Origin of the sequence: Nesiotobacter zosterae (assembly GCF_033843645.1) — a bacterium.
Taxonomy (GTDB): domain Bacteria; phylum Pseudomonadota; class Alphaproteobacteria; order Rhizobiales; family Stappiaceae; genus Pseudovibrio; species Pseudovibrio zosterae.
This window is the reverse complement of sequence record NZ_JAWXVZ010000005.1, coordinates 152,262-173,298: the sequence shown is the minus strand read 5'-3', so window position 1 is coordinate 173,298 and position 21,037 is coordinate 152,262. Positions and strand designations below refer to the sequence as shown.

Below are 21,037 nucleotides of genomic sequence, written 5' to 3'. Positions count from 1 at the left end.
TATGGTGCTCTAACACGACGCAGTTCCACAAACAGAGTATTTGATAAAAACCATCATGTTGTTCGGCAAACCCGCTACCGTCCTGTTCACCGCCCTCGTTTCCAGTGCCCTTGCCGTTGGAGCCGTTCACGCGCGCCCACAGGCCTGCACCAGTCTGGAAGCGGAGTTCATTCGCCTGAGCAACGAAGCCAGCGGGGCGCCGCGGAGCGCCATCCTTGCTGATTCCTATGAGCAGCAGCTGGAAGCCATGCGCCTGACACGGCAGCAGGCCCAGCGTCTTGGCTGCGGCGGCCAGTTTGCCCCCCAGCAGCAGTGTGATGCCCTTGCTTCGCGCCTGTCGCACATGCAGGCCAATCTGGACTTCCTTCAGGACGAGCGCTCGCGCAGCATCCGCGCAGGTAGCGTTCATGAGCGTCTTGCTGCTGTCCGCCAGTCCCTTATGGACCTGAATTGCGGTGGTGGCGGTCCGTCCATTCAGCAACCTGTTCAGCCGGTTTATGGCAGCACCATCGAGCCCGGCGTTCCCACACCGCCCGGAGGTGTTCAGCAGGCCCCCGTCTACGGCAGCGTCCCGAACGACAACCGCCCCACCTACATGCGCCCTGATGTGCAGCCGCTCAGCCCGCAGCCGAGCCGCTCCTCAGCGACGATCAACCAGAACGGGGCCGCGAGCTACACCAGTTACTGCGTGCGCACGTGTGACGGCTATTACTTCCCTGTGAGCAGCAGCACACCGCAGCAGTACCTCAACGAAGATGCAGCGCTGTGTTCCTCCATGTGTCCGGGTACCGAGACCCAGCTTTACGTTCATCTGCAAGGGGAAGGTATTGAGCAGTTGCGCACGCCGCAAGGTGCGCCCTACACCGCCTTGCCAACGGCCTATCAGTTCAAGAACGGCACTGCCCCGTCCTGTTCCTGTCAGGGCGGCATGGAGCTGCCTCAATCAAACAGCATTGAAGAAGCGTCCCTGCCCGCGCTTGATGGCGTTTCCGTCGCACCAGACTACTCCACAGGCGCGGTCAATCCTGCCGCTCCGAGTACACTTTATGAAGTTCAACCTAACGGTGAGATTCAAGAACTCGATCCAAACGACCTGACAACGCAGAGTCAGCAGGATGAAGTTGTGATTCAAGAAGAACCTGCGGCCTCGGAAGAAGCCGCTGCACAAACAAAAACGGTGCAGAGCGAACGCCCTGCACCGCGAAAGGTTGAACCCAAGTCCGGCCCTGTCAGACAAGTCGGTCCAAAGTTTTTTGCCGACCAATAAGCGGCAGCATGCTCTTCAGGTCTGGCCCGTGGGACAGACCTGTGAGCGCCTGACGCAGTGGCATGAACAGGCCCTTGCCCTTGCGGCCGGTCTTGTCCTTCACCGCCTTGGTCCAGGTGCCCCAGGTGGTTTCATCCCACGGCTCTTCTGGCAGCAGTTCTTTTGCTTCTGCGATGAATGCGCGGTCTTCCTCAGCAATCACTGGCGTAATCTGGCCATAGGCGATCGGGGTCCACTCCGTCACGTCCTTGATGGAAGAGCAGTTTTCCTTCACCGCATTCCAGAAGGCTTCACTTGCCTCAATGCCCAGTGTTTCCAGACGCCATTTGACTTCTGCAAATGGCAGTGAATGCACAATCTTGGCAGACAGATGCCCCACATCTTCCGGGTCGAACTTGGCGGCTGACTTGGAAATGCCGGTGAAGTCGATCATCTCGGCGAGCGCTTCCAGATTGGCCGCCGGTTCCACGGCGTGAGAGGTGCCGGTCAGGACGGCGAGCGAGCAGACGGCCATTGGCTCGTAGCCTGCTTCGCGCAGAGAGCTGATGGACAATGCGCCGGAGCGCTTGGACAGCCCCTCTCCGCTTGCCGTCGTCAATAGGTTATGGTGGCCGAAAAACGGAACAGGCGCGCCCAGAGCTTCAAAAATTGCAATCTGAACGCCGGTATTGGCCACATGGTCTTCCCCACGGATCACGTGAGTGACCCCCATGTCCGCGTCATCAACGATGGAAGGCAGCGTGTATAGGTAAGTCCCATCGCCGCGGATCAGCACCGGATCAGAAAGCGAAGCCAAGTCCACGGTCTGGCGGCCACGGATCACATCATCCCAGTGCACTTCAGTCCGCTGAAAGGTGAACGGATCGCCTTCCGGGTGGTTTGGCAGCTTGAAACGCCAATGGGGCGTGCGGCCTTCTTCCTTGAACTTTTCCAGCTGCTCATCGGTGTACTTCAGGCCAGCGCGGTCATAGACCGGTGGCTTGCCGAGCGCCCGGGCACGGTTACGGCGACGTTCCAGCTCATCGGCGGTTTCATAGCACGGATACAAGAGCCCGGCTTCTTTCAGCTTTTCAGCTGCCGCATCGTAGAGCGCAAAACGCTCGGACTGCTTCTCAACGCGGTCTGGCTTGATGCCTAGCCACGCCAGATCCTCGCTGATGGACTGGGCGAACTCTTCTGTCGAACGCTCCCGGTCGGTATCATCAAAACGCAGGATGAAAGATCCACCTTGCTTTTGAGCATAAAGCCAATTGAAGAGTGCTGGACGCACGTTACCGATGTGAATTCGGCCGGTTGGCGATGGTGCAAAGCGGACGGTTACAGTCATGATCTGTCCTTGTCTTAAGGAAACGAAATTGATGCTCTTCCGGTAGCCTGTTGCCCTTCAAGGGTCAACCGTTTGACGGCACGCCGGGCGCGCCATGCGCAAGAAACCTGCGGGTTTCATTCGTGGCCTCACGTCAAGCAGGTGCGCGCTGGTCGTTCATGTGCGTGCGTACAACAAAAAGCCCGATGCTGAGGAGGAAGCAATAGGCGGCACAGTAGACAAACTGCTCGGAGAGCGGCACGCCCGTGTCCACCAAAAGCCCCATGACACCAGGGGCCACGGCCGACCCCAACACCATGAGCGCCGTATAGAGCGCACGAATACTGCCAAGGTGCCCCGTGCCAAAGCTTTCAGCCAGATAAGCGGACATGACCGCGCCCCAACTCCCCATGGAGATCGAGAAACACAACATGGCGAGAAAAACGAGGCTTTCCGTATGCACTTGAGACAACACCAGAAGGCCTGCGCCAAGCGGAACGATCATCAGAGGCAGCAGGCTTGCTGCAGAAAACCGGTCGATCAGCGCACCGGAGCTTAAAGAGAACGCCGCTCCCATGGCCGCATAAAGCGGCAGCAATGACGGAATGGTGGTCCGCGCCCAGCCCTTGGCTTCCATGAGTTGAACCTGATGGAACATGACCCCGGTCATGAGCGCGGGTACGGCAATTGCCGCTGCCATCGCCAACCAGAACCGCCAGTCCTTGATGACCTGCGTGCGCGTCCAGCTCACCACTGGCCCCTTTTCCACCTCGCTCAGCTTTGGGTTTTGCGGGGTGCGTTCTGTACGCAGCAGCAAATAGGCAACCGGCAGGAAGCCCACCAACAGGGAGATGCCCGCCAGAACCCAAAGGTTACGCCAGCCGAAGCCCACCATCAGCGCAACGGCCACCAGTGGCAGCATGGCTTCGCCCAGCATGTTACCGAAGTTGGCAAGGCTCAGCGCTTTCCCGCGTGAGGCATTGAACCACCGCGCCATGGCTGTCTGGGAGATGTGCGGCAACGCCCCTTGCCCAAACAGGCGCAAGCCAAACAGGGCAAGAGCCAGCAAGATCACATTCTCCTGCCACGCCATGAAAAACGAGAAGCCGGCAAGCACCACCAGCGCCGAACAGCCAACGACCACGGTGGACACGTAGTCCACGATCTTGCCCACCCACACCAGACAAAAGGCGCTTGCCAGTGTGGCCATCATGTAGAGAGAACCAAACTCTCCGTGAGACAGCCCATAAGCCCCGCGGATTTCTCCAGAAAACTGCGCAATGAAGAAAGTCTGACCAAAGCTGGAGCCAAAGCCAAGGAGCATTCCGCCCAGAATCCAGCGGGCATTACTCGTGAAGAACTTAATGAAATTCAAAGGGATACACCAATGTGCGGGGAAACTGATTCAAGCTGCTCCAAGCAGCAAGAAAGCCGGAGAGAGGTGCACTCTATCCGGCTTTCTGGTCTTTCACAATCGAGCAACGCTCAACGGGAGCGGTCGCGGAACCTGTTGGTTATCGGATAGCGGCGATCACGTCCGAAGTTCTTCTGGGTGATCTTCACACCCGGCGCGGCCTGACGGCGCTTGTACTCGGCAATATATAGCAGGTTCTCGATACGGTGGATGACCTCCACTTCATGGCCGCGCTGCGCGATGGCATCAACGGACATTTCCTCTTCAACGAGGCAGTGAAGAATGTCATCGAGAACATCATATTCAGGCAGGCTGTCCTGATCCGTCTGGTTTTCACGCAGCTCCGCCGTTGGTGCTTTCGTGATGATGTTGCGCGGGATCACCTCGCCTTCAGGCCCCAAACAGCCGCTAGGGCGATTGCTGTTGCGCCAGTCGGAGAGCCGGTAGACCTCGGTCTTGTAAAGGTCTTTGATCGGGTTGAAGCCGCCGTTCATATCACCGTATAGCGTGGCATAGCCCACGGACATCTCGGATTTGTTGCCGGTGGTGACCACCATGGAGCCAAATTTGTTGGAGATCGCCATGAGGATCGTGCCACGAGCGCGAGACTGGAGGTTTTCCTCTGTAATGCCCGGCTCGGAGCCTGCAAACATCTCGGCCAGCGCAGAGTGGAAGCCTTCAACCGGCTCGGCAATCGGCACGATATCGTAGCGCACACGCAGAGCATTGGCGCAGTTCTTGGCGTCGACGAGACTTTCCTCGGATGTATACCGATACGGCAGCATCACACAGTGCACCCGCTCCGCGCCAAGCGCGTCCACCGCCATGGCCGCACAGATCGCGCTATCAATCCCGCCGGAAAGGCCGAGCACCACGCCCTTGAAGCCATTCTTGTTCACGTAGTCGCGCAGACCCATGACACAGGCCTTCCAGTCGGCCTCGTCGTTTTCTGGCAGGCGCGTCATCTCGGAACCTTCAAGCCGCCATGAACCGTCATCCTGCTTGGTGCAGTCCACATAGGCGATGCCGGCTTCCAGCTGAGGCATTTGCAGCGCCAGAACACGGTCTGAGTTCAGCGCAAACGAGGCGCCATCGAACACCACCTCGTCCTGTCCGCCAAGCTGGTTGCAGTAAACAAGTGGCAGCTCGGTTTCAACAACCCGTTGGATCATGATCTGCAGGCGGCGTTCTGCCTTGCCTCGGTCGTAGGGAGACCCATTGGGGACCAGAAGCATCTCAGCGCCTGTCTCTGCAAGGCACTCGGTTACCTCGTCGGTCCAGGCGTCCTCACAGATCGGCACGCCAATGCGCACACCGCGGAAATTGATTGGTCCCGGCAAGGGTCCGGAATCAAAAACCCGCTTTTCATCGAAGACGCCATAGTTTGGCAGATCCACCTTGAAGCGCAGCGCTTCCACCTTGCCGCCATCAAGATAGGCCACGGCGTTGTAAAGCTTGTGATCCTGCGTCCATGGCACGCCAATCAGCATGGCCGGGCCACCTTCTGCGGTGTCAGCGGCAAGCTCTTCCGCAGCGGCGCGGCAGGCTTTCATGAAGGCAGGCTTCAACACCAGATCTTCTGGCGGGTAGCCGGAGATGAACAGTTCGGAGAACAACACCAGATCGGCGTTTTGTGCAGCAGCGTCTTTATAGCATTTGCGCGCCAGTTCTATGTTTCCGGCGATATCACCCAAACGTGGGTTGGCCTGAACGACGGCAATGCGAAATCTATCTGAAATCATGGGGATGCTAGATCTTAGCCTCGTGTCAAATCATATCCCCTGTGTAACGGGTCGAGGCCTGAGAGACAATCAAATAAGAACAGGAAGTGCATCCCCTGCGCACCATCTATTTGCCACGCCGAAATGGCACCTTCTCTTGCGGCGCTTTGACAAGCCGCTCATGTACGCCTTTGTCGCTTTTGGATTTCATCTCCTCGGCAACAGCTTTCAACGGGTGATCAGGCGAGGCCGGATCGAGATTCTTCTGGCGCTCCTCCTCCAGCTTTTGCAAATGCTGGTTCAAGTTGGAGCGTATGGCGCTTTCCTTCAAGTTTGGCTTCTTGCGGATGTAGTGGCCTTCCATGATCGCAATCATGCGGTCTTGCAGGACGGCTGGCGACAAGGGTTTTGACAGGAACAAGTTGACCCCGGCCCGCATCGCCTGAATGACCACAGACCGGCGCGCATCGGCGCTGATCACGATCACGGGTGTCTGGGCAATGTCTGGATCTGAGTCTTCACGCAGGATGCGCAGGAAATCCTCGCCATCCAGCGGGCGCATGACCCACTCGCACAGGATAATGTCCGGTCTGCGGTCAATCGCGATGGCGATCGCATCCGCCCCGTCCTGCGCTTCGTAAATGTTGCGAACGCCGAACCCTGCCACCATGGTTCGAAGCAAGCTTCGCATGTAGTTGTTACCCTCAGCAATCAGAACAGAGTAATTGCTCAAGGCAGCTTTCTTGTGCCGCACGCCACGTCTCCCGGCAACCTGTTAACTGCACTCTACATAAGGTAAAGGGCCACTGGTTAGCGGCCCTTTAACACAACTTAAAATTTTCTGAAAAATAAAAGTCAGCCTATTGAGCTGCTTCCTTTTCAGCCTCTTTGCGCAGGTTTTCCGCAATTCTGAAGGCCAGTTCGATAGACTGGTCTGCATTCAACCGTGGGTCGCAATGGGTATGGTAGCGGTCCCCAAGGTCCTCAGCGGAGAGCTGATGTGCACCACCGGTACATTCAGTCACGTTGCGGCCGGTCATTTCCACATGAACACCACCGGCGTGAGAACCTTCAGCGCGGTGTACAGCGAAGAATGCATCGACTTCCTGCATCACGCGCTCAAACGGACGGGTCTTGTAGCCGTTGGCGGTAACCGTGTTGCCGTGCATCGGGTCACAGGACCAGACAACCTTGCGGCCTTCACGTTCCACGGCACGAATGAGCTGTGGCAGATGGTCGAACACCTTGTCCGCGCCGAAACGGGCGATCAGGGTCAAGCGGCCCGGTTCGTTTTCCGGATTCAACAGGTCGATCAGTTCCAACAGGCCATCCGGAGACAGGGATGGGCCACACTTGAGACCAATTGGGTTCTTCACACCGCGTGCAAACTCAATGTGTGCGTGATCAGGCTGACGGGTACGGTCCCCAATCCAGATCATGTGGCCAGAGGTGGCGTAATGCTCACCAGTGGTGGAATCCACACGGGTCAGCGCCTCTTCATAGCCGAGCAGAAGCCCTTCATGGCTGGTGAAGAAATCCGTAGACCGCAACTGAGGAGCGCTGTCCGGGTCGATGCCGCACGCACGCATAAACTCAAGTGCTTCGGAAATGCGATCCGCCAGTTCCTGATAGCTCTGACCCTGCGGGCTGTCCTTGACGAAGCCCAGCATCCACTGATGCACATGATCCAGATTTGCAAAACCGCCCTGCGCGAAAGCACGCAGCAGGTTCAGCGTCGCAGCGGACTGGCGGTAGGCCATCAGCTGACGATGTGGATCTGGCGTACGCGATTCCGGCGTAAACGCGATGTCGTTGACATTGTCCCCGCGGTAGCTCGGCAGCTCCACGCCGTCCTTCGTTTCGAAGTCGGACGAACGCGGCTTGGCGAACTGGCCTGCAATACGGCCAACCTTCACAACCGGCCGTTTCGCTCCATAGGTCAATACGACGGACATCTGCAGGAAGACGCGGAAAAAGTCGCGGATGTGATCGGGATGATGCTCCGCAAAGCTCTCCGCACAATCACCACCTTGCAAGAGGAAACCACGCCCCTCGGCAACATCAGCGAGCTGCGCTTTCAATTTGCGCGCCTCACCTGCAAACACGAGCGGCGGATAAGATGCAAGGCGACGCTCGACGTCGGCCAGTGCTTCCTTATCTGGATAGTCCGGCATCTGCACGATCGGTTTTGATCGCCAGGAATCCGGTGTCCAATTTTCCGCCATTTTATAAACTCCAACAGTCATTGGCTTGGGGTCCCTCCTTCAAGAAACTGGGAAACCCCGACAAAATAAGTTTCGTATCGAACTCTAAGAGCAAATACGGGGTAGGCTTATACACGGCCATAGCGGCAGATACCAGAGCCCAAACCCGCCAGATTCTGCGCTTGTGGTGAGCTTAGCTCAACAAAGCCAGCCCAAGCGGAAGTTTGTTGCATGCCTTTTGGCCAAAATAGCATAGAACCGCGGTTTTGGAGAGGCGCGCGAAAGCATGTTTCAAACTCAGGCAGATTTTTTGTATGCACAGGCAGGATCTGCGTGTCCCCACCGTCAATTCCTGAGTCAGTGCAAGCCTTTAGCCGCCATGGTTCATCTATCGATTCAAATGCCGGGCACCGAACTCCTGCAAAAGAGAATCAATTCGGCCCTCCAAGTCCTTTGAGATCGTTACGGCACGTGGGTAGATCTTGTCCCCCCGGTCGTTGAGAACCGGCACCCGGTCCCAGCCCTCTGTGGTTTCAAAGAAGTGGCGCACGCCCGCCTCTCCCCACAGCCGGTCGAAACCCGCCAGCACGCAGTCCAGATAGCTCAACAGGATCGGGTAGTCGTCATTGCCCCAGAAATAGTGCTGGTCCTTGATGGCATACATGAAGGTGTCTTCAGGCACATGGGCGCTGGCATCTGGCGCAAAGCTGCCCTGCTCCAGCGTGTTGCGGTCATAGTGCCATTCACGGTCGTCCAGCCATGGCAGGTTGTCTTTCCGGTCCAGCACCATCACGCCGCGGATGTGCGCACCTTGCTTGCGGCGCACGCCCAGCGCACACACACCGGCCATCCCGGCGTGTTCCTTGCCGCGCCAGCGTGCACAGCCCCGCCATTCACGCACCCAGCCGCTCAGGCGGCCCGGTATGACCCTGGTTCCCTCTTGCAGCGTGTCCTCATTCACCAGAGAGCCATAACCGAAATAACTGATCTGGTTGACTGCAACATCCATGAAAATCGCTTCCTGCTCATTTAAAGGCGAAAAGGGCGACCCGTTGATCGCCCTTTTCATTACGGTTGTCCTGATTACTAGCCGTTCTTGCGAATGCGCTCTGTGGGCTCGCGCATGGTGACAAGCTCTTCCGCAGAGGTTGGATGAACAGCAATGGTGCGGTCGTAGTCCGCCTTGGTTGCGCCCATGGTCAGGGTCACACCGATCAGCTGGATCAACTCGCCAGACTCCGGCCCCATGATGTGAACACCGAGGATCTTGTCTGTATCTGCATCCACGATCATCTTCATCATCGTCTTTTCATCGCGGCCTGAAAGCGTGTGCTTCATGGGGCGGAAAGATGTCTTGTAGATGTCGATGTTGTCATAGGACGCTTCAGCTTCGGCCTGGGTCAGGCCAGCCGTGCCGATCTCAGGCTGCGAGAACACGGCTGTCGGGATCATGCTGTGATCGACCACCCACGCCTTGTCGCCGTAGATGCTGTCGGCAAAGGCATGGCCTTCGCGCAGCGCCACGGGCGTCAGGTTGGCACGGTTGGTCACATCGCCCACGGCATAGATGTTCGGCACGTTGGTCTGGCTGTCTGCTGTCACCTTGATGGCGCCCTTGTCGTCAAGCGCAACGCCTGCCTTGTCCAGGCCGAGGTCTTCGGTGTTGGGGCTGCGGCCAATGGCGAACATCACCTTGTCGAACACGTGCTTCTCGCCGGATTTGGCGGTCACATGCAGCTCCTCGCCTTCCTTGTCGATCCGGGCAATGGTGTCCTTGGTGATGACGTTGATGCCCTTCTTCACCATCTCCTCATGAAGCGTGGTGCGCACATCATCGTCAAAGCCGCGCAGAATTTCCTCGCCGCGGTACATCAAGGTGGTTTCAACGCCCATTCCGGCGAAGATGCCTGCAAACTCAACGGCGATGTAACCGCCACCGGCCACCAGGATGCGCTTGGGCAACTCAGCCATGTGAAAGGCCTCGTTGGAGGTGATCACATGTTCGCGGCCCGGCAAGTCGGGATCAATGTTGGCCTTTGCACCCACAGCAATCAGGATACGCTCGGCCGTCACGACCGTGTTGGTTGCCAGAAGGCGGATTTGGTTTGGCCCTTCCAGCACTGCACGGGTGTCGTGCAGCTCCACACCGACCTTATCCAGATTGCGGCGGTAGATGCCTTCAAGGCGGGTGATTTCCGCGTCCTTGGCTTCAACCAGCTTGGCAAAGTCAAATGATGGCTTTTCGGAAAGACTCCAGCCGTAACCGGCGGCATCTTCAAAGTCCTTGCCGAACTTGGAGGCATAAACAAACAGCTTTTTCGGAACGCAGCCGCGAATTACGCAGGTGCCGCCGTAGCGAAATTCCTCAGCCACACCAACGCGTGCGCCATGTTGAGCGGCAATTCGCGCAGCGCGTACGCCGCCCGAACCGGCGCCTATGACGAAGAGGTCATAATCATACTGTGCCATGGGCATGGGCCTTTTCATTAAAAAGGCCGTGTCTTCAACGACTACGGCCTTGCAAAACACCTTGCAAAAATAAGGGCGGCCCGAACTTTTTCAAGTCGCGGGCCGCCCTTGCACACAATCGTGAACCAAGCTTACTGAGCTGAGAGCTGCTGCAGGCGCTCGCGAGAGATGGCAACCATCTGCTGGCTCAGTGCATCGCTCCACTGCTTTGCAGCGCCCATGGAAAGCGCGCTCAGCTGGCCACCCAGCTTGGCGAGCTTGGAGCCCGCTTCAGTGTTGTAGAACGTGGCAATCTGCTTCAGCTCTTCTTCGGAAAAGCGGCGTGCCCAAACTTCATAGATCAGCTTGTCGAGCGCAGGACGCTCAGCTGCCAGTTCCAGAGCCACTTCATTGACCACGGTGTCGATTTCCGCGCTCATGGCTGGATTGGAGCGGATGAACAGCGTGCGGGTGCGCTCAGCAACATCTGGCAGGATGTTGTCGAAGCCTTCGATGGAGCGCGTTGCAATGACCGCGTCACGGGCTGCATCCAGGTGCGCCGCAGAGAAGGTTTCTTCCTGTGCGATAGATGGAGCGGACAACAGAACGACCGCCAGCGCTGCACCAGCAAGGCTCTTTCCAACCGCATTCAGTGATTTAACGAGCATAATCGGAGCTCTCCCCTTCAAATGAATAGTAATCACAGGCCATCGGGCCCGGATGTTAGCGCTCAATGATCTTTACCTGATCCGTGCCCGCAACATAAGCGCGCATGGCCAGATTAATAAAGAGGCCATTCTCAACGACCCCCGGAATATCATTCAGTCCAGCGGCAAAAGCCTCAGGATCTGGAATGGATCCCAGATGCGCGTCAATGATGTAGTTGCCATTGTCGGTCACCAGCGGCGCGTCTGCGCCACCGCGCAGCACCAATTCCCCAGCAAGACCATGGGCTTCCACATGCTTTTCCAGTTTTACACGTGTCGCGCCAAGGCCGAACTGCACAACTTCGATTGGCAGCGGGAACGTGCCGAGCGTTTCCACAATTTTCGTCTGATCTGCAATGACGATGAAGCGCTGGGAGGCCATCACGATCATCTTTTCGCGCAGCAGAGCCGCCCCGCCGCCCTTGATCAGAGCAAGGCCAGGCGCGATTTCGTCCGCCCCGTCAATGCACAAATCCAGTTCAGGTGTTTCATTGAGCGTGGTCAGCGGTACACCGAGTTCACGGCACAGGCTGGCGCTGGCTTCAGACGCAGGCACGCCCACAACATCGAGGCCACCCTTCACTTCTTCCGCCAGAAGCTTGATGAGTTCGTTGACTGTAGAGCCGGAGCCAATGCCCAGACGCATGCCGGATTTGACTTCCTTCAGTGCCGCTGCGGCGGCTTCAACCTTCAATGCTGCGCTCATTGCGATCCCACAGATTTTGCGGCCAACTTGCCTGCGCTCCCGTTTTGACCAGAGCACAAGTCTTGAGTGTTTACCTCAGCCGACCCATTTCCCTTTGGGGGCTGCTTAACATGTCCAACAAACAGGGCCAAGCAGGAAAAGAAAACTCCTGTATGCGGGTTCACTGCAAATTGACAGTTCACATTCTTGCGCTAGGTTGGCGCCACTTTAAGCGAACGACTACGGGCATTCCTAATGATAAAACCAGTATTGGTATTCGATCTCGACGGCACCCTTGTAGAAACTATGGGAGACCTCACAGCTTCTATGAATCACGTCCTGGTTGAAGCCGGATATGAGGCCATTGAGCCAGAGCGGGTGCGTACGATGGTCGGTGCTGGCGTGCGGGTTCTCATGAGCCGCGGCCTCAAGGCCAATAAGGTCGAGCCAACAGATGAAATTCTTGATCCGTTGCTGGACAAGTTCATCAAGTATTACGAGAACCACATTGCGGACCATTCTCACCCGTTCCCGGGTGCGCTGGACGCGGTGCGTACCATGCGCGAAAAGGGCTGGAAGACGGCAATCTGCACCAACAAGATGCACGGTCTTGCCATGCCTTTGCTGAAAGCACTCAACATGCTTGAGCTGTTCGACGCTGTTGTCGGCGGAGACACCTTCTCCAAGAACAAGCCTGACGCCATGCCAGTGTTTGGCGCCATTGATATGGCGGGCGGTGATACCGCCGGTTCCATTTTTGTGGGCGACTCTCGTGCAGACATTCAGGCCGCGCGCAATGCAAACCTGCCAGTGATTGCGGTTGATTTCGGCTACACCGATGTGCCGGTTGCGGACCTGCATCCTGACATCGTGATTTCACACTTCAACGAGTTTGAAGCAGCCGTAGAAAAACTTTCTGCACAAGACTGATCGATTTCACATCGATGATCTTCTTTAAAAGGGCGCTTTCGGGCGTCCTTTTTGTTTGCCCCTCTCCTCGGGCTTTGTTGACGATGCTCCCCTGCCTTTCTGTCTCGCCTGCCGACCTGCTTCCGCCACCTTCACCTCAAGGCCAGCTTGCGGGCCATCGCTGCATGCGGGCGGCGGTCATTGTGGCAAGGTGCCCCCATTTCTTCGAGAAAAAGCCTTACGCCCCCCAAAATATCTCCCCAGGTCGCTGTCATTGTCCGGGCAACGCTGCAAGGGCGGCGCGTGTTCTCCAGCCCTCCCTGACAACAAAAAGAAAAACATAAGCGACTTATCCCATGGTCAGAACCTACCTTGTGTCCTTGTTGGCCATCATTATTGCTGCATCCTGCATGCAAGTGACCAGCTCAGCGCTGATGACCTTTGTGCCGCTGTATGTGGGCGCGCAGGGCGGCGATACTTTTGAAGTCGGTCTCATTGCCGCGGCTTATTCCCTTGGCTTCATGGTGGGGTGCCTGCGTGGCTTGAAGATCATCAACCGGGTCGGTTACATCCGCGCCTTTGCAGCAGGTGCCGGGCTGACCGCCATCATGATCATCTTCGCCCGTATGACCGACAGTCTGGTGGCATGGGCGGCCCTTCGCTTCATTATGGGGGGTGCCATTGCCATGCTGTTTTCAGCGGCTGATGCTTGGCTGAGCGTCGCCACGCCTGACAACGTGCGCGGGCGTATCCTCTCCATCAACTCACTCGCCATTGGCGTGATGGCAATCTTGTCCCAGGTTCTGCTCTTTCACTTTTCCGATGATCCCCTGCTCATGCTGGACGTCATGTTGCTGCTCAGCGTCTGCTCCATCGTACTTTTGTGCCTCACCCGTTCTGTGCCGCCGGTTACCGGCGACAAGGCAAAGCTGTCATTTCGCCAAGTCTTCAAAGAGGTGCCGGTCGCCCTGCTTGGGGCGTTTGTTGCAGGTGCCATCACCACCAGCTTCCTGACAGTCGTCCCCTTTGCCTTGAACGATGCAGGTGTGGCCGCGGGCACCACGGCGTTTCTGGTGGCCCTGCTTTATGTTGGGCGTTTGATCTTCCAATGGCCCATGGGTGCGCTCTCCGACATGATGGACCGCCGCTTTCTGATCCTGCTGTGCGCTATCGTCATATGTATGCTGTGCGCACTTTACTTGATTACTGATCCCTTCAAGAACTGGCAGACGATTGGGGACACCGATGACAACCTGTTCCTCATTTTGTCGATTTTGCTGGTGGTCATTGGCGGTTTGAGCTTTCCGCTTTATTCCCTGTGCCTTGCGCATGGATTTGAGTTCAAGGTGGACAATGGCCCGGCGCTTTCAACTTACCTGCTGTTTGTCTGGGCATTGGGCAGTGTGTTTGGCCCGCTTGCGATCAGTGCCATGTCGCCGGTGCTACCGGACCGGGCGGCCCCAGTCCTGACGGTCGTGCTGTCGGGTCTGCTGGCGCTGTTCACAGCCTGGCGGCTCTACCGGCGGCCGTCGCGCAAACCCGTGCTGGAGCTTTCCTACACGAGCTATCCAAGTTCCGGCCTTGGCCTTTCTCCGGAGACCGTGGCCAATGCGCTGGAGAACGCGTCACCTGCTCGTCACACATTGGGAAAAGCACAATAAAATCCGAGGGGAAGAAGTTTTATACAAATCTTTTGGGAAAAAGTTCCGAGGAGGCTTGCGCTCTCAAATCAAACCGCCTAAATACCCCTCCAACGACGACGCGCCGCACGGCGCTCTGGTCGGGCGATTAGCTCAGTTGGTAGAGCGCTTCGTTTACACCGAAGATGTCGGGAGTTCGAGTCTCTCATCGCCCACCATTCCTCTCCCCGAAAATTATCCCTCCGCCCAAGAAATTTGAAGCTCCATCTTGCTGGCTGATTGCGCGCGCAAGTGAACGCAAAAACTTGCTTGAAATCCGTCTTTCATTCATTACATCGCAAAAGCAACGCAACGGATGGAGGGCGTGTTGGCAGCCAACAAGAAAAAAAGCTGGTCTGAGCAGGTGTTCCTGTTCGGCGGCATGCTTTTCGGCCTATGCACCTTGATTTTTGCCGCACTGGTTTTCGTGCAGGTGCTTTTGTATGGGGGCCCGAACTTCAAAGTGGCGGCAGGCCTTGCCACTGTCATCGGCGTCCCTTCCGCTGTTTATCAGAGGGTCAAAGGCCCCCGAGAAGATGCCTGACCACCCGGACGGCATATAAAAAAGGAGGCTCAGCGGCCTCCTTTTTTATTTTATTTTTTCAATGCCTTACAGCGAATAGCCCTCACCGTGGCCGAAATTGTCGGTCACATAGTCAAGGTCTTTGTCCCCCCGGCCAGACAGGTTCACCAGGATGGTTTCACCCGCCATGGTCTTGGCGATTTTCATGGCGTAGGCAACCGCATGGCTGCTTTCGAGTGCCGGGATGATGCCTTCATGGCGAGACAGCGCATAAAACGCCTGAAGGGTCTCCTCATCGGTTGCATAGCCATACTGGGCACGCCCTGTTTCATGCAGGTAGGAGTGCTCTGGCCCAACGCCCGGATAGTCCAAACCGGAGGCGATGGAGTGGACCGGTGCCGGTTCCCCGGCCTCATTCGTCAGGACCAAGCACTTGAAACCATGGATCATTCCCGGCTTGCCGTAGGTGATCGTTGCCGCGTGCTGCCCTTCCTCTGGCCCCTTGCCCATAGGTTCAACGCCATGGAGTTTCACGCCGTCATCATCAATGAATCCTGAGAAAAGACCCATTGCGTTGGAGCCACCACCCACACAGGCGACAACGTGATCTGGCAGATTGCCGGTCATTTCCAGAAACTGTTCTCGGGCTTCTATGCCAATGATCTGCTGGAAGTCACGAACCATCTTCGGGAATGGGTGCGGCCCCACGACTGAGCCAATCGCGTAGATCGCTTCTTCTGTCTGCCCAAGGTAAGATTCAAAAGCAGAATCAACGGCTTCCTTCAATGTGCGGCCACCAAAGCCCACCGGTACGACCGTTGCACCGAGCAGTTTCATGCGCTTGACGTTGGGGTGTTCCTTGGCGATATCCACCTCGCCCATATGGATTTCGCATTCAAGGCCGAAGTAGGCCGCAGCCGTTGCCAGCGCCACACCGTGTTGTCCCGCGCCAGTTTCCGCAATCAGCTTCTTCTTGCCCATGTGTTTGGCCAAAAGCGCTTCAGCCATACAGTGGTTGAGCTTGTGCGCACCGGAGTGGTTTAGGTCTTCCCGCTTGAGGTAGATGTTGGCACCACCCAGCTTTTCCGAGAGGTTTTTGGCGTGAGAAATGGGTGTCGGCCGGCCTTGATAGTGCTTTCGAATGTAGCGAAGCTCAGCGATGTAAGAGGCATCCCCGGCAATGCGATCATAGGCTTCAGCTATCTCCTTGAAGTGAGGCTCAAGCTGTGGCGGCAGAAATGCGCCCCCATACTCGCCAAAATACCCCTCTTTATTCGGAAATTGCTTCAAATAACTGGTCATTGTTCCCCCGCAGCCGAGCCAGTTACACGGGCTCGCATCTTGTCAGTCTTATCCATCAGCACCGGGCCGTTTTCAGCCTCTGGCGCCCTTGCTTGCAGACCTCCATCATTCAACGTGGGGTAGCGCGGCGCAAGCGATCTTTTGGCCTAGGAGATACCGGAAAAACTCAACAAAAAAACCCTCCGGCAGTTTCCCGCCGGAGGGCTGTTCTTATAAGAGCAAATTGGGAGGCTCTTACTTGATATCTACGCCGTAGAAGATGTGACCACCGAACGGGTCGATCTTGTAGTTCTCAACGCGAACGCTGATTGGCTCAGACACAACAGAGTGCGCAATGGTTGCCCAAGGAGCCTGCTCCTTGAAGACCACCTGTGCCTGACGGTAGAGCTCTGCACGCTCTTCCGGATCAGCGGTTACCTTGGCCTTCTGGATCAGGTCTTCAAATGGCTGGTGGCACCACTGAGCGCGGTTTGAGCCTTCAACAGCATCACAGCCGAGAAGTACTGCGAGGAAGTTGTCCGGGTCACCGTTGTCACCGGTCCAGCCGAGAAGAACAGCACCGTCGCGGTCCAGTTCCTTGGAGCGCTTGAGGTACTCACCCCACTCGTAGGATACGATCTCGACGTTCACACCGATCTTGCTGAAGTCTTCCTGGATCAGCTGCGCCATACGACGTGCGTTCGGGTTGTACGGACGCTGAACCGGCATTGCCCAGATCTTCATGGAAAGATCCGTTACGCCTTCAGCTTCCAGCATGGCCTTTGCAGCTTCCGGATCGTATGGATCGTCAACGATTTCATCGTTGTAGGACCAGATGGTTGGTGGCAGCGGGTTCTTTGCAACCTTACCTGCACCCTGGAACACAGCTTCAAGGATCGCATCCTTGTTGATGGCCATGTTGAGGGCCTTGCGGACCTTCGGGTTGTCGAATGGTGCCATCTGGGTGTTGTAGCCCAGGTAACCGACGTTCAGGCCTTCCTGCTGCATCAGGTTGATGTCTGGATCAGCCTTCATCGCTTCAATGTCAGCTGGGTTCGGGTAAGGCATCACATGACACTCGCCCGCCTTGAGCTTCTGATAGCGAACGGATGCATCTGGCGTGATTGCGAAAACGAGGTTGTCGATTGGTGCCTTGCCTGCCCAGTAGTCTGGGTTGGCCTTGTAGCGAATGATCGCATCTTTCTGGTAGCCAACGAGCTGGAAAGGACCGGTACCGACCGGGTTCTGGTCGAAGGCATCCTTGTTGTCCATCATCGCTTCAGCATATTCAGCCGAGTGAATGGCAGCGAAGTCCATGGCCAGGTTTGCAATCATCGGCGCTTCCGGGCGGGCGAGCACGAACTTGACGGTGTAATCGTCAACCTTCTCGATGGACTTGATCAGGTCCGGCATGGACATGGCGTTGAAGTACTCGTAAGTACCGCCCGATACCATGTGGTACGGGTGGTCCTTGTCGTACTGACGCATGAAGGAGAAGATCACGTCATCGGCGTTGAAATCACGCGTAGGCGTGAAGTTCTGTGTGGTGTGGAACTTGACGCCCTCGCGCAGCTTGAAGGTGTATTCAAGACCGTCCTCGGATACTTCCCAGCTTTCGGCAAGCGCAGGCACGATGTTGGTGGTGCCGCGCTCGAACTCTACAAGCTTGTTGAAGATCTGGCGGGACGAAGCATCAAAGGTGGTACCAGCGGTGTAAAGGGAAGGAGTGAAACCTTCTGGAGAGCCTTCAGAGCAATAAACGAGGGTCTTGGCCATGCTCGGTGCAGCCAGAACCATGGAAGCGGCCAGTGCGCTACCAAGCAAAAATGATTTTTTCATAGTACTTCCCCAACTGATTGGTTTTTTCTGCAGAAACCAACTGGCTCTCCTGCAAAGCTTCGCTCTCTCTATCCCACGAAACCATGCAGACCAGCTGTTAATTCTGTTCGCCGAGCACCACCCCTGTTCGGTCAGAAACGAGCTCCTCATTTCAACCGCCGGTGCAGCTCACTCGCCTACTCTGATATATATTGAAGGAAAAAATACGTAAACACCTCATAGGGCATTTTTGGTATATTCTCCCTTGGAGGGCCCAAAACCCTTAGGATTTATGTTGGCTTGAGTGAGCGAAACGTAAAATTTTGCCCGTCCCGAGTTGCCGTTTTGGCGTCTGGACGCTGGAACAATTTCAGGTTGCCACCACCCGCGCGCGTTCAATTGCGAGAATCATATTTGTTCGTTTCTTCGCTTTTTCACGCACAAACAAAAAAGGCTGATGCACCGCACCAGCCCTTTTCATCAAGTCAGTTGTGATCAAGCCCTACGCCGTGCGTGCCAGGCGTTCCTTGATGTGGGCCACATCCGCCCGCGGCGTGGCATTGAACAGGGTCTTTGTGTAGTCGTGCTTCGGATCGCCGAAGACTTCATCACGCGTGCCATACTCAACGACTTCGCCGAAGTACATCACCATCACCTTGTCTGCGATATACCGCACCACGGAAAGGTCATGGGAAATGAACAGGTAAGTCAGATTGAGCTCTTCCTGCAGGTCGGCCAGAAGGTTCAGGATCTGGGCCTGAACAGAAAGGTCGAGTGCAGAGACCGGCTCATCGAGGATCAGCAGAGACGGGTTCAGGACCAGCGCGCGCGCAATCGCCACACGCTGGCGCTGACCACCGGAGAACATATGCGGATAGCGGTTGTAGTGCTCAGGACCTAGCCCCACTTTGACCAGCATTTCCATCGCCTTGTCGCGGCGTTCCTGCGGTGTCATGTCGGTGTTGATCATCAATGGCTCGGTGAGCACATCGCCAATGCGCTGGCGCGGGTTCAGCGAACCATAGGGGTTCTGGAACACGATCTGTACCTTGCCGCGCATTTCCGGCGTGATCTTCTGCTGAGCAATATCGATCTTCTTGCCTTCGATCAGCAGATCACCTTCCGTTGCAGGGTCGATCAAGGTCAGAATGCGTGCGAGCGTAGACTTGCCGCAGCCACTTTCGCCAACAACCGCAAGGGTCTTGCCCCGCTCCAGCTTGAAGCTGATGCCTTTCAGCGCGCGTGTGATGTTCAGCTTGCCGAACATGCCCTCTTTGGTGCGGTATTCCCGGACCAGATTGCGGGCCTCAAGAATGATATCCTCTGACATCACGCCCCCTCGCCGTTCAAGTGGAAGTCGGAGACCGTTGGAAGACGATCGCCTGTTGCGTTTTCAGGCAGCGCAGAGAGCAGTGCCCTGGTATAGGCATTCTGCGGGTTTTCGAAGAGGGAAAGCACATCGGCTTCTTCCATCTTCTTGCCCTTGTACTGCACCACCACCCGGTCAGCGGTTTCTGCCACAACACCCATGTCGTGGGTGATCATGATCAGGCCCATGCCGGACTTCGCCTGAAGATCCATCAGCAAATCAAGGATCTGCTTTTGAATGGTCACGTCGAGCGCAGTGGTTGGTTCATCAGCAATCAGCAGCTTGGGCTCACATGCAATTGCCATGGCGATCATGACACGCTGGCACTGCCCGCCGGACATCTGGTGCGGGAACTTCTTCAGCGTCTTTTCCGGCTCTGGCATACCCACGGAGTTGAGCAGCTCAACAGCACGGGCCTTGCGCTGCTTCTTGTTCAGCTCGGTGTGTTCTTTCAGTGTTTCGTCAATCTGAAAGCCAATGGTAAAGCACGGGTTCAAACTGGCAATTGGCTCCTGAAAGATCATGGAAATGTCCTTGCCAATCACCTTGCGGCGTTGGCGTGGGGACATGGTCATCAGGTCCAGTCCTTCGAACACCATCTTGTCAGCTTTGATATAACCGTTGTTGGCCAATAGACCCATCACCGCCAGCATGGCCACGGACTTGCCCGAGCCACTTTCACCCACGATGGCCATGACTTCACCGGCGTCAACGGAATAGCTCACGTTGTCCAGTGCGCGGAAGCGGCCATTGACGGTGTCAAACTCAACCGTCAGGTTTTCGATTTCTAAGAGAGCCATTGTGATCAGCTCCTCTTCAGCTTCGGATCGAGTGCGTCGCGCAGACCATCACCGATCAGGTTGATCGCAAGCACGGTGGTCAGGATTGCAAGACCCGGGAAGGTCACAACCCATGGCGCACGCAGGATGAACTCGCGGGCTTCTGCCAGCATTGTACCCCATTCTGGGGTCGGAGGCTGTGCCCCCATGCCGAGGAAGCCGAGAGCTGCCGCATCCAGAATGGCCGTAGAGAACGACAAGGCCGCCTGAACGATGAGTGGCGCCATACAGTTTGGCAGCACCGTCACGAACATCAGGCGCAACGTGCGTACACCAGAAACGCGGGCCGCCATCACGTATTCACGGCTCATTTCAGAGATCACTGCCGCGCGTGTCAAACGCACATAGTACGGCTGCTGAACGATCGCGATTGCGATCATGGCATTGATCAAGGACGGCCCGAGGATCGCCACCAGAACAAGCGCGAGAAGCAAGGATGGGAACGACAGAATGATATCCATGATGCGCATGATCACGGTATCGATCCAACCACGGAATGTACCAGCCACGAGGCCCAGACAGATGCCGACCACCAGCGCTACTGACACAACGACCACGCCGATAAACAGGGAGAAGCGGCTGCCGTAGATCAGGCGAGACAGGAGATCGCGGCCGACGGCGTCCGTACCCAGAATGTGGTTCCAGCTTCCGCCGTCCATCCACACCGGTGGCACAAGAAGCGCATCGCGGTACTGATCAGTTGCACCATGGGGTGCAATCAACGGCGCAAATACTGCGATCACCACGAGGGTCAGGAAAAAGTACAGCCCGAAAACCGCACCACGGTTAGTCTTGAAATGACGCCAGAAGCCTTTGAGAACTTCAATGCGGGTATCCGGCGCGCTGCTATGAGTTGTATCAGTCATG

General features: G+C 56.6%; 18 protein-coding genes and 1 tRNA gene. 5 read left to right on the top strand and 14 right to left on the bottom strand.

Translation table 11 applies throughout. The features are described from left to right. Window positions 1-55 precede the first annotated feature (55 nt). Window positions 56-1,267, top strand: a complete 1,212-nt coding sequence (locus Q3Y58_RS09050; RefSeq protein ID WP_274217057.1) for a DUF2865 domain-containing protein — start codon at window positions 56-58, stop codon at window positions 1,265-1,267. Here Q3Y58_RS09050 and gltX read toward each other — a convergent pair. The 9 genes from gltX to rpiA all read right to left on the bottom strand — a co-directional run bounded on the left by gltX (window position 1,230) and on the right by rpiA (window position 11,773). Then, window positions 1,230-2,594, bottom strand: coding sequence for a glutamate--tRNA ligase (gltX, locus tag Q3Y58_RS09045; RefSeq protein WP_319621987.1), 1,365 nt, complete (start codon window positions 2,592-2,594; stop codon window positions 1,230-1,232). The two genes, Q3Y58_RS09050 and gltX, sit on opposite strands and share 38 nt — an antisense overlap. Before the next feature lie 133 nt (window positions 2,595-2,727). Next, entirely contained in the window at window positions 2,728-3,948 is a 1,221-nt protein-coding gene (locus Q3Y58_RS09040) for an MFS transporter (protein WP_319621986.1), read from the bottom strand. A 110-nt stretch (window positions 3,949-4,058) separates the two neighbouring features. Further along, a complete protein-coding gene (locus Q3Y58_RS09035) occupies window positions 4,059-5,729 on the bottom strand; it encodes an NAD+ synthase (protein WP_319621985.1) in 1,671 nt (556 codons plus the stop codon). Window positions 5,730-5,835: 106 nt separating this feature from the next. Continuing rightward, complete coding sequence (locus Q3Y58_RS09030; protein ID WP_274217062.1) at window positions 5,836-6,462, bottom strand: response regulator; 627 nt, start codon at window positions 6,460-6,462, stop codon at window positions 5,836-5,838. Between the two features lie 106 nt (window positions 6,463-6,568). Continuing rightward, on the bottom strand, window positions 6,569-7,933 hold the full coding sequence (locus Q3Y58_RS09025) for a class II 3-deoxy-7-phosphoheptulonate synthase (RefSeq protein WP_274217063.1): 1,365 nt from the start codon (window positions 7,931-7,933) through the stop codon (window positions 6,569-6,571). Window positions 7,934-8,300: 367 nt separating this feature from the next. Further along, window positions 8,301-8,981, bottom strand: coding sequence for a gamma-glutamylcyclotransferase family protein (locus Q3Y58_RS09020; RefSeq protein WP_319621984.1), 681 nt, complete (start codon window positions 8,979-8,981; stop codon window positions 8,301-8,303). Window positions 8,982-8,998: 17 nt separating this feature from the next. Beyond that, on the bottom strand, window positions 8,999-10,381 hold the full coding sequence (gene gor / locus Q3Y58_RS09015; RefSeq protein ID WP_319622122.1) for a glutathione-disulfide reductase: 1,383 nt from the start codon (window positions 10,379-10,381) through the stop codon (window positions 8,999-9,001). 131 nt (window positions 10,382-10,512) lie between these two features. Then, window positions 10,513-11,028, bottom strand: a complete 516-nt coding sequence (locus Q3Y58_RS09010; protein ID WP_274217065.1) for a DUF2059 domain-containing protein — start codon at window positions 11,026-11,028, stop codon at window positions 10,513-10,515. A 55-nt stretch (window positions 11,029-11,083) separates the two neighbouring features. Then, window positions 11,084-11,773, bottom strand: a complete 690-nt coding sequence (rpiA, locus tag Q3Y58_RS09005) for a ribose-5-phosphate isomerase RpiA (protein WP_274217066.1) — start codon at window positions 11,771-11,773, stop codon at window positions 11,084-11,086. 234 nt (window positions 11,774-12,007) lie between these two features. On the opposite strand from rpiA, the gene gph reads away from it, so the two are divergent. The 4 genes from gph (at window position 12,008) to Q3Y58_RS08985 (ending at window position 14,884) form a co-directional block, all read left to right on the top strand. Beyond that, complete coding sequence (gph, locus tag Q3Y58_RS09000) at window positions 12,008-12,682, top strand: phosphoglycolate phosphatase (RefSeq protein WP_274217067.1); 675 nt, start codon at window positions 12,008-12,010, stop codon at window positions 12,680-12,682. 335 nt (window positions 12,683-13,017) lie between these two features. After that, window positions 13,018-14,322: an MFS transporter gene (locus Q3Y58_RS08995; protein WP_319621983.1), complete on the top strand. Its 1,305-nt coding sequence runs from the start codon at window positions 13,018-13,020 to the stop codon at window positions 14,320-14,322. A 121-nt stretch (window positions 14,323-14,443) separates the two neighbouring features. Continuing rightward, window positions 14,444-14,519: transfer RNA gene (locus Q3Y58_RS08990), tRNA-Val, on the top strand. A 149-nt stretch (window positions 14,520-14,668) separates the two neighbouring features. Next, window positions 14,669-14,884, top strand: coding sequence for a hypothetical protein (locus Q3Y58_RS08985; RefSeq protein ID WP_274217070.1), 216 nt, complete (start codon window positions 14,669-14,671; stop codon window positions 14,882-14,884). A gap of 66 nt (window positions 14,885-14,950) precedes the next feature. Here the strand turns inward: Q3Y58_RS08985 and trpB are convergent, their stop codons facing one another. The 5 genes from trpB to Q3Y58_RS08960 all read right to left on the bottom strand — a co-directional run bounded on the left by trpB (window position 14,951) and on the right by Q3Y58_RS08960 (window position 21,036). Continuing rightward, a complete protein-coding gene (gene trpB, locus Q3Y58_RS08980; protein WP_274217072.1) occupies window positions 14,951-16,165 on the bottom strand; it encodes a tryptophan synthase subunit beta in 1,215 nt (404 codons plus the stop codon). A gap of 234 nt (window positions 16,166-16,399) precedes the next feature. After that, window positions 16,400-17,983, bottom strand: coding sequence for an ABC transporter substrate-binding protein (locus Q3Y58_RS08975; RefSeq protein WP_274217074.1), 1,584 nt, complete (start codon window positions 17,981-17,983; stop codon window positions 16,400-16,402). Between the two features lie 481 nt (window positions 17,984-18,464). Beyond that, a complete protein-coding gene (locus Q3Y58_RS08970; RefSeq protein WP_274217075.1) occupies window positions 18,465-19,292 on the bottom strand; it encodes a dipeptide ABC transporter ATP-binding protein in 828 nt (275 codons plus the stop codon). Next, window positions 19,292-20,131, bottom strand: a complete 840-nt coding sequence (locus Q3Y58_RS08965) for an ABC transporter ATP-binding protein (RefSeq protein WP_319621982.1) — start codon at window positions 20,129-20,131, stop codon at window positions 19,292-19,294. Before Q3Y58_RS08965 ends, Q3Y58_RS08970 begins: the two co-directional genes overlap by 1 nt. A gap of 5 nt (window positions 20,132-20,136) precedes the next feature. Then, on the bottom strand, window positions 20,137-21,036 hold the full coding sequence (locus Q3Y58_RS08960; RefSeq protein ID WP_274217078.1) for an ABC transporter permease subunit: 900 nt from the start codon (window positions 21,034-21,036) through the stop codon (window positions 20,137-20,139). Window position 21,037 lies beyond the last annotated feature (1 nt).

Excerpts from the sequence above, each read along its gene's own strand:
- gltX (WP_319621987.1), bottom strand. The coding sequence starts at position 2,594 with ATGACTGTAACCGTCCGCTTTGCACCATCGCCAACCGGCCGAATTCAC.
- Q3Y58_RS09020 (WP_319621984.1), bottom strand. The coding sequence starts at position 8,981 with ATGAAAAGGGCGATCAACGGGTCGCCCTTTTCGCCTTTAAATGAGCAG.
- rpiA (WP_274217066.1), bottom strand. The coding sequence starts at position 11,773 with ATGAGCGCAGCATTGAAGGTTGAAGCCGCCGCAGCGGCACTGAAGGAA.
- Q3Y58_RS08975 (WP_274217074.1), bottom strand. The coding sequence starts at position 17,983 with ATGAAAAAATCATTTTTGCTTGGTAGCGCACTGGCCGCTTCCATGGTT.
- Q3Y58_RS09035 (WP_319621985.1), bottom strand. The coding sequence starts at position 5,729 with ATGATTTCAGATAGATTTCGCATTGCCGTCGTTCAGGCCAACCCACGT.
- Q3Y58_RS09050 (WP_274217057.1), top strand. The coding sequence starts at position 56 with ATGTTGTTCGGCAAACCCGCTACCGTCCTGTTCACCGCCCTCGTTTCC.
- Q3Y58_RS08960 (WP_274217078.1), bottom strand. The coding sequence starts at position 21,036 with ATGACTGATACAACTCATAGCAGCGCGCCGGATACCCGCATTGAAGTT.
- gor (WP_319622122.1), bottom strand. The coding sequence starts at position 10,381 with ATGGCACAGTATGATTATGACCTCTTCGTCATAGGCGCCGGTTCGGGC.
- Q3Y58_RS08995 (WP_319621983.1), top strand. The coding sequence starts at position 13,018 with ATGGTCAGAACCTACCTTGTGTCCTTGTTGGCCATCATTATTGCTGCA.
- Q3Y58_RS08970 (WP_274217075.1), bottom strand. The coding sequence starts at position 19,292 with ATGTCAGAGGATATCATTCTTGAGGCCCGCAATCTGGTCCGGGAATAC.
- Q3Y58_RS09025 (WP_274217063.1), bottom strand. The coding sequence starts at position 7,933 with ATGGCGGAAAATTGGACACCGGATTCCTGGCGATCAAAACCGATCGTG.
- gph (WP_274217067.1), top strand. The coding sequence starts at position 12,008 with ATGATAAAACCAGTATTGGTATTCGATCTCGACGGCACCCTTGTAGAA.
- Q3Y58_RS09010 (WP_274217065.1), bottom strand. The coding sequence starts at position 11,028 with ATGCTCGTTAAATCACTGAATGCGGTTGGAAAGAGCCTTGCTGGTGCA.
- trpB (WP_274217072.1), bottom strand. The coding sequence starts at position 16,165 with ATGACCAGTTATTTGAAGCAATTTCCGAATAAAGAGGGGTATTTTGGC.
- Q3Y58_RS08965 (WP_319621982.1), bottom strand. The coding sequence starts at position 20,131 with ATGGCTCTCTTAGAAATCGAAAACCTGACGGTTGAGTTTGACACCGTC.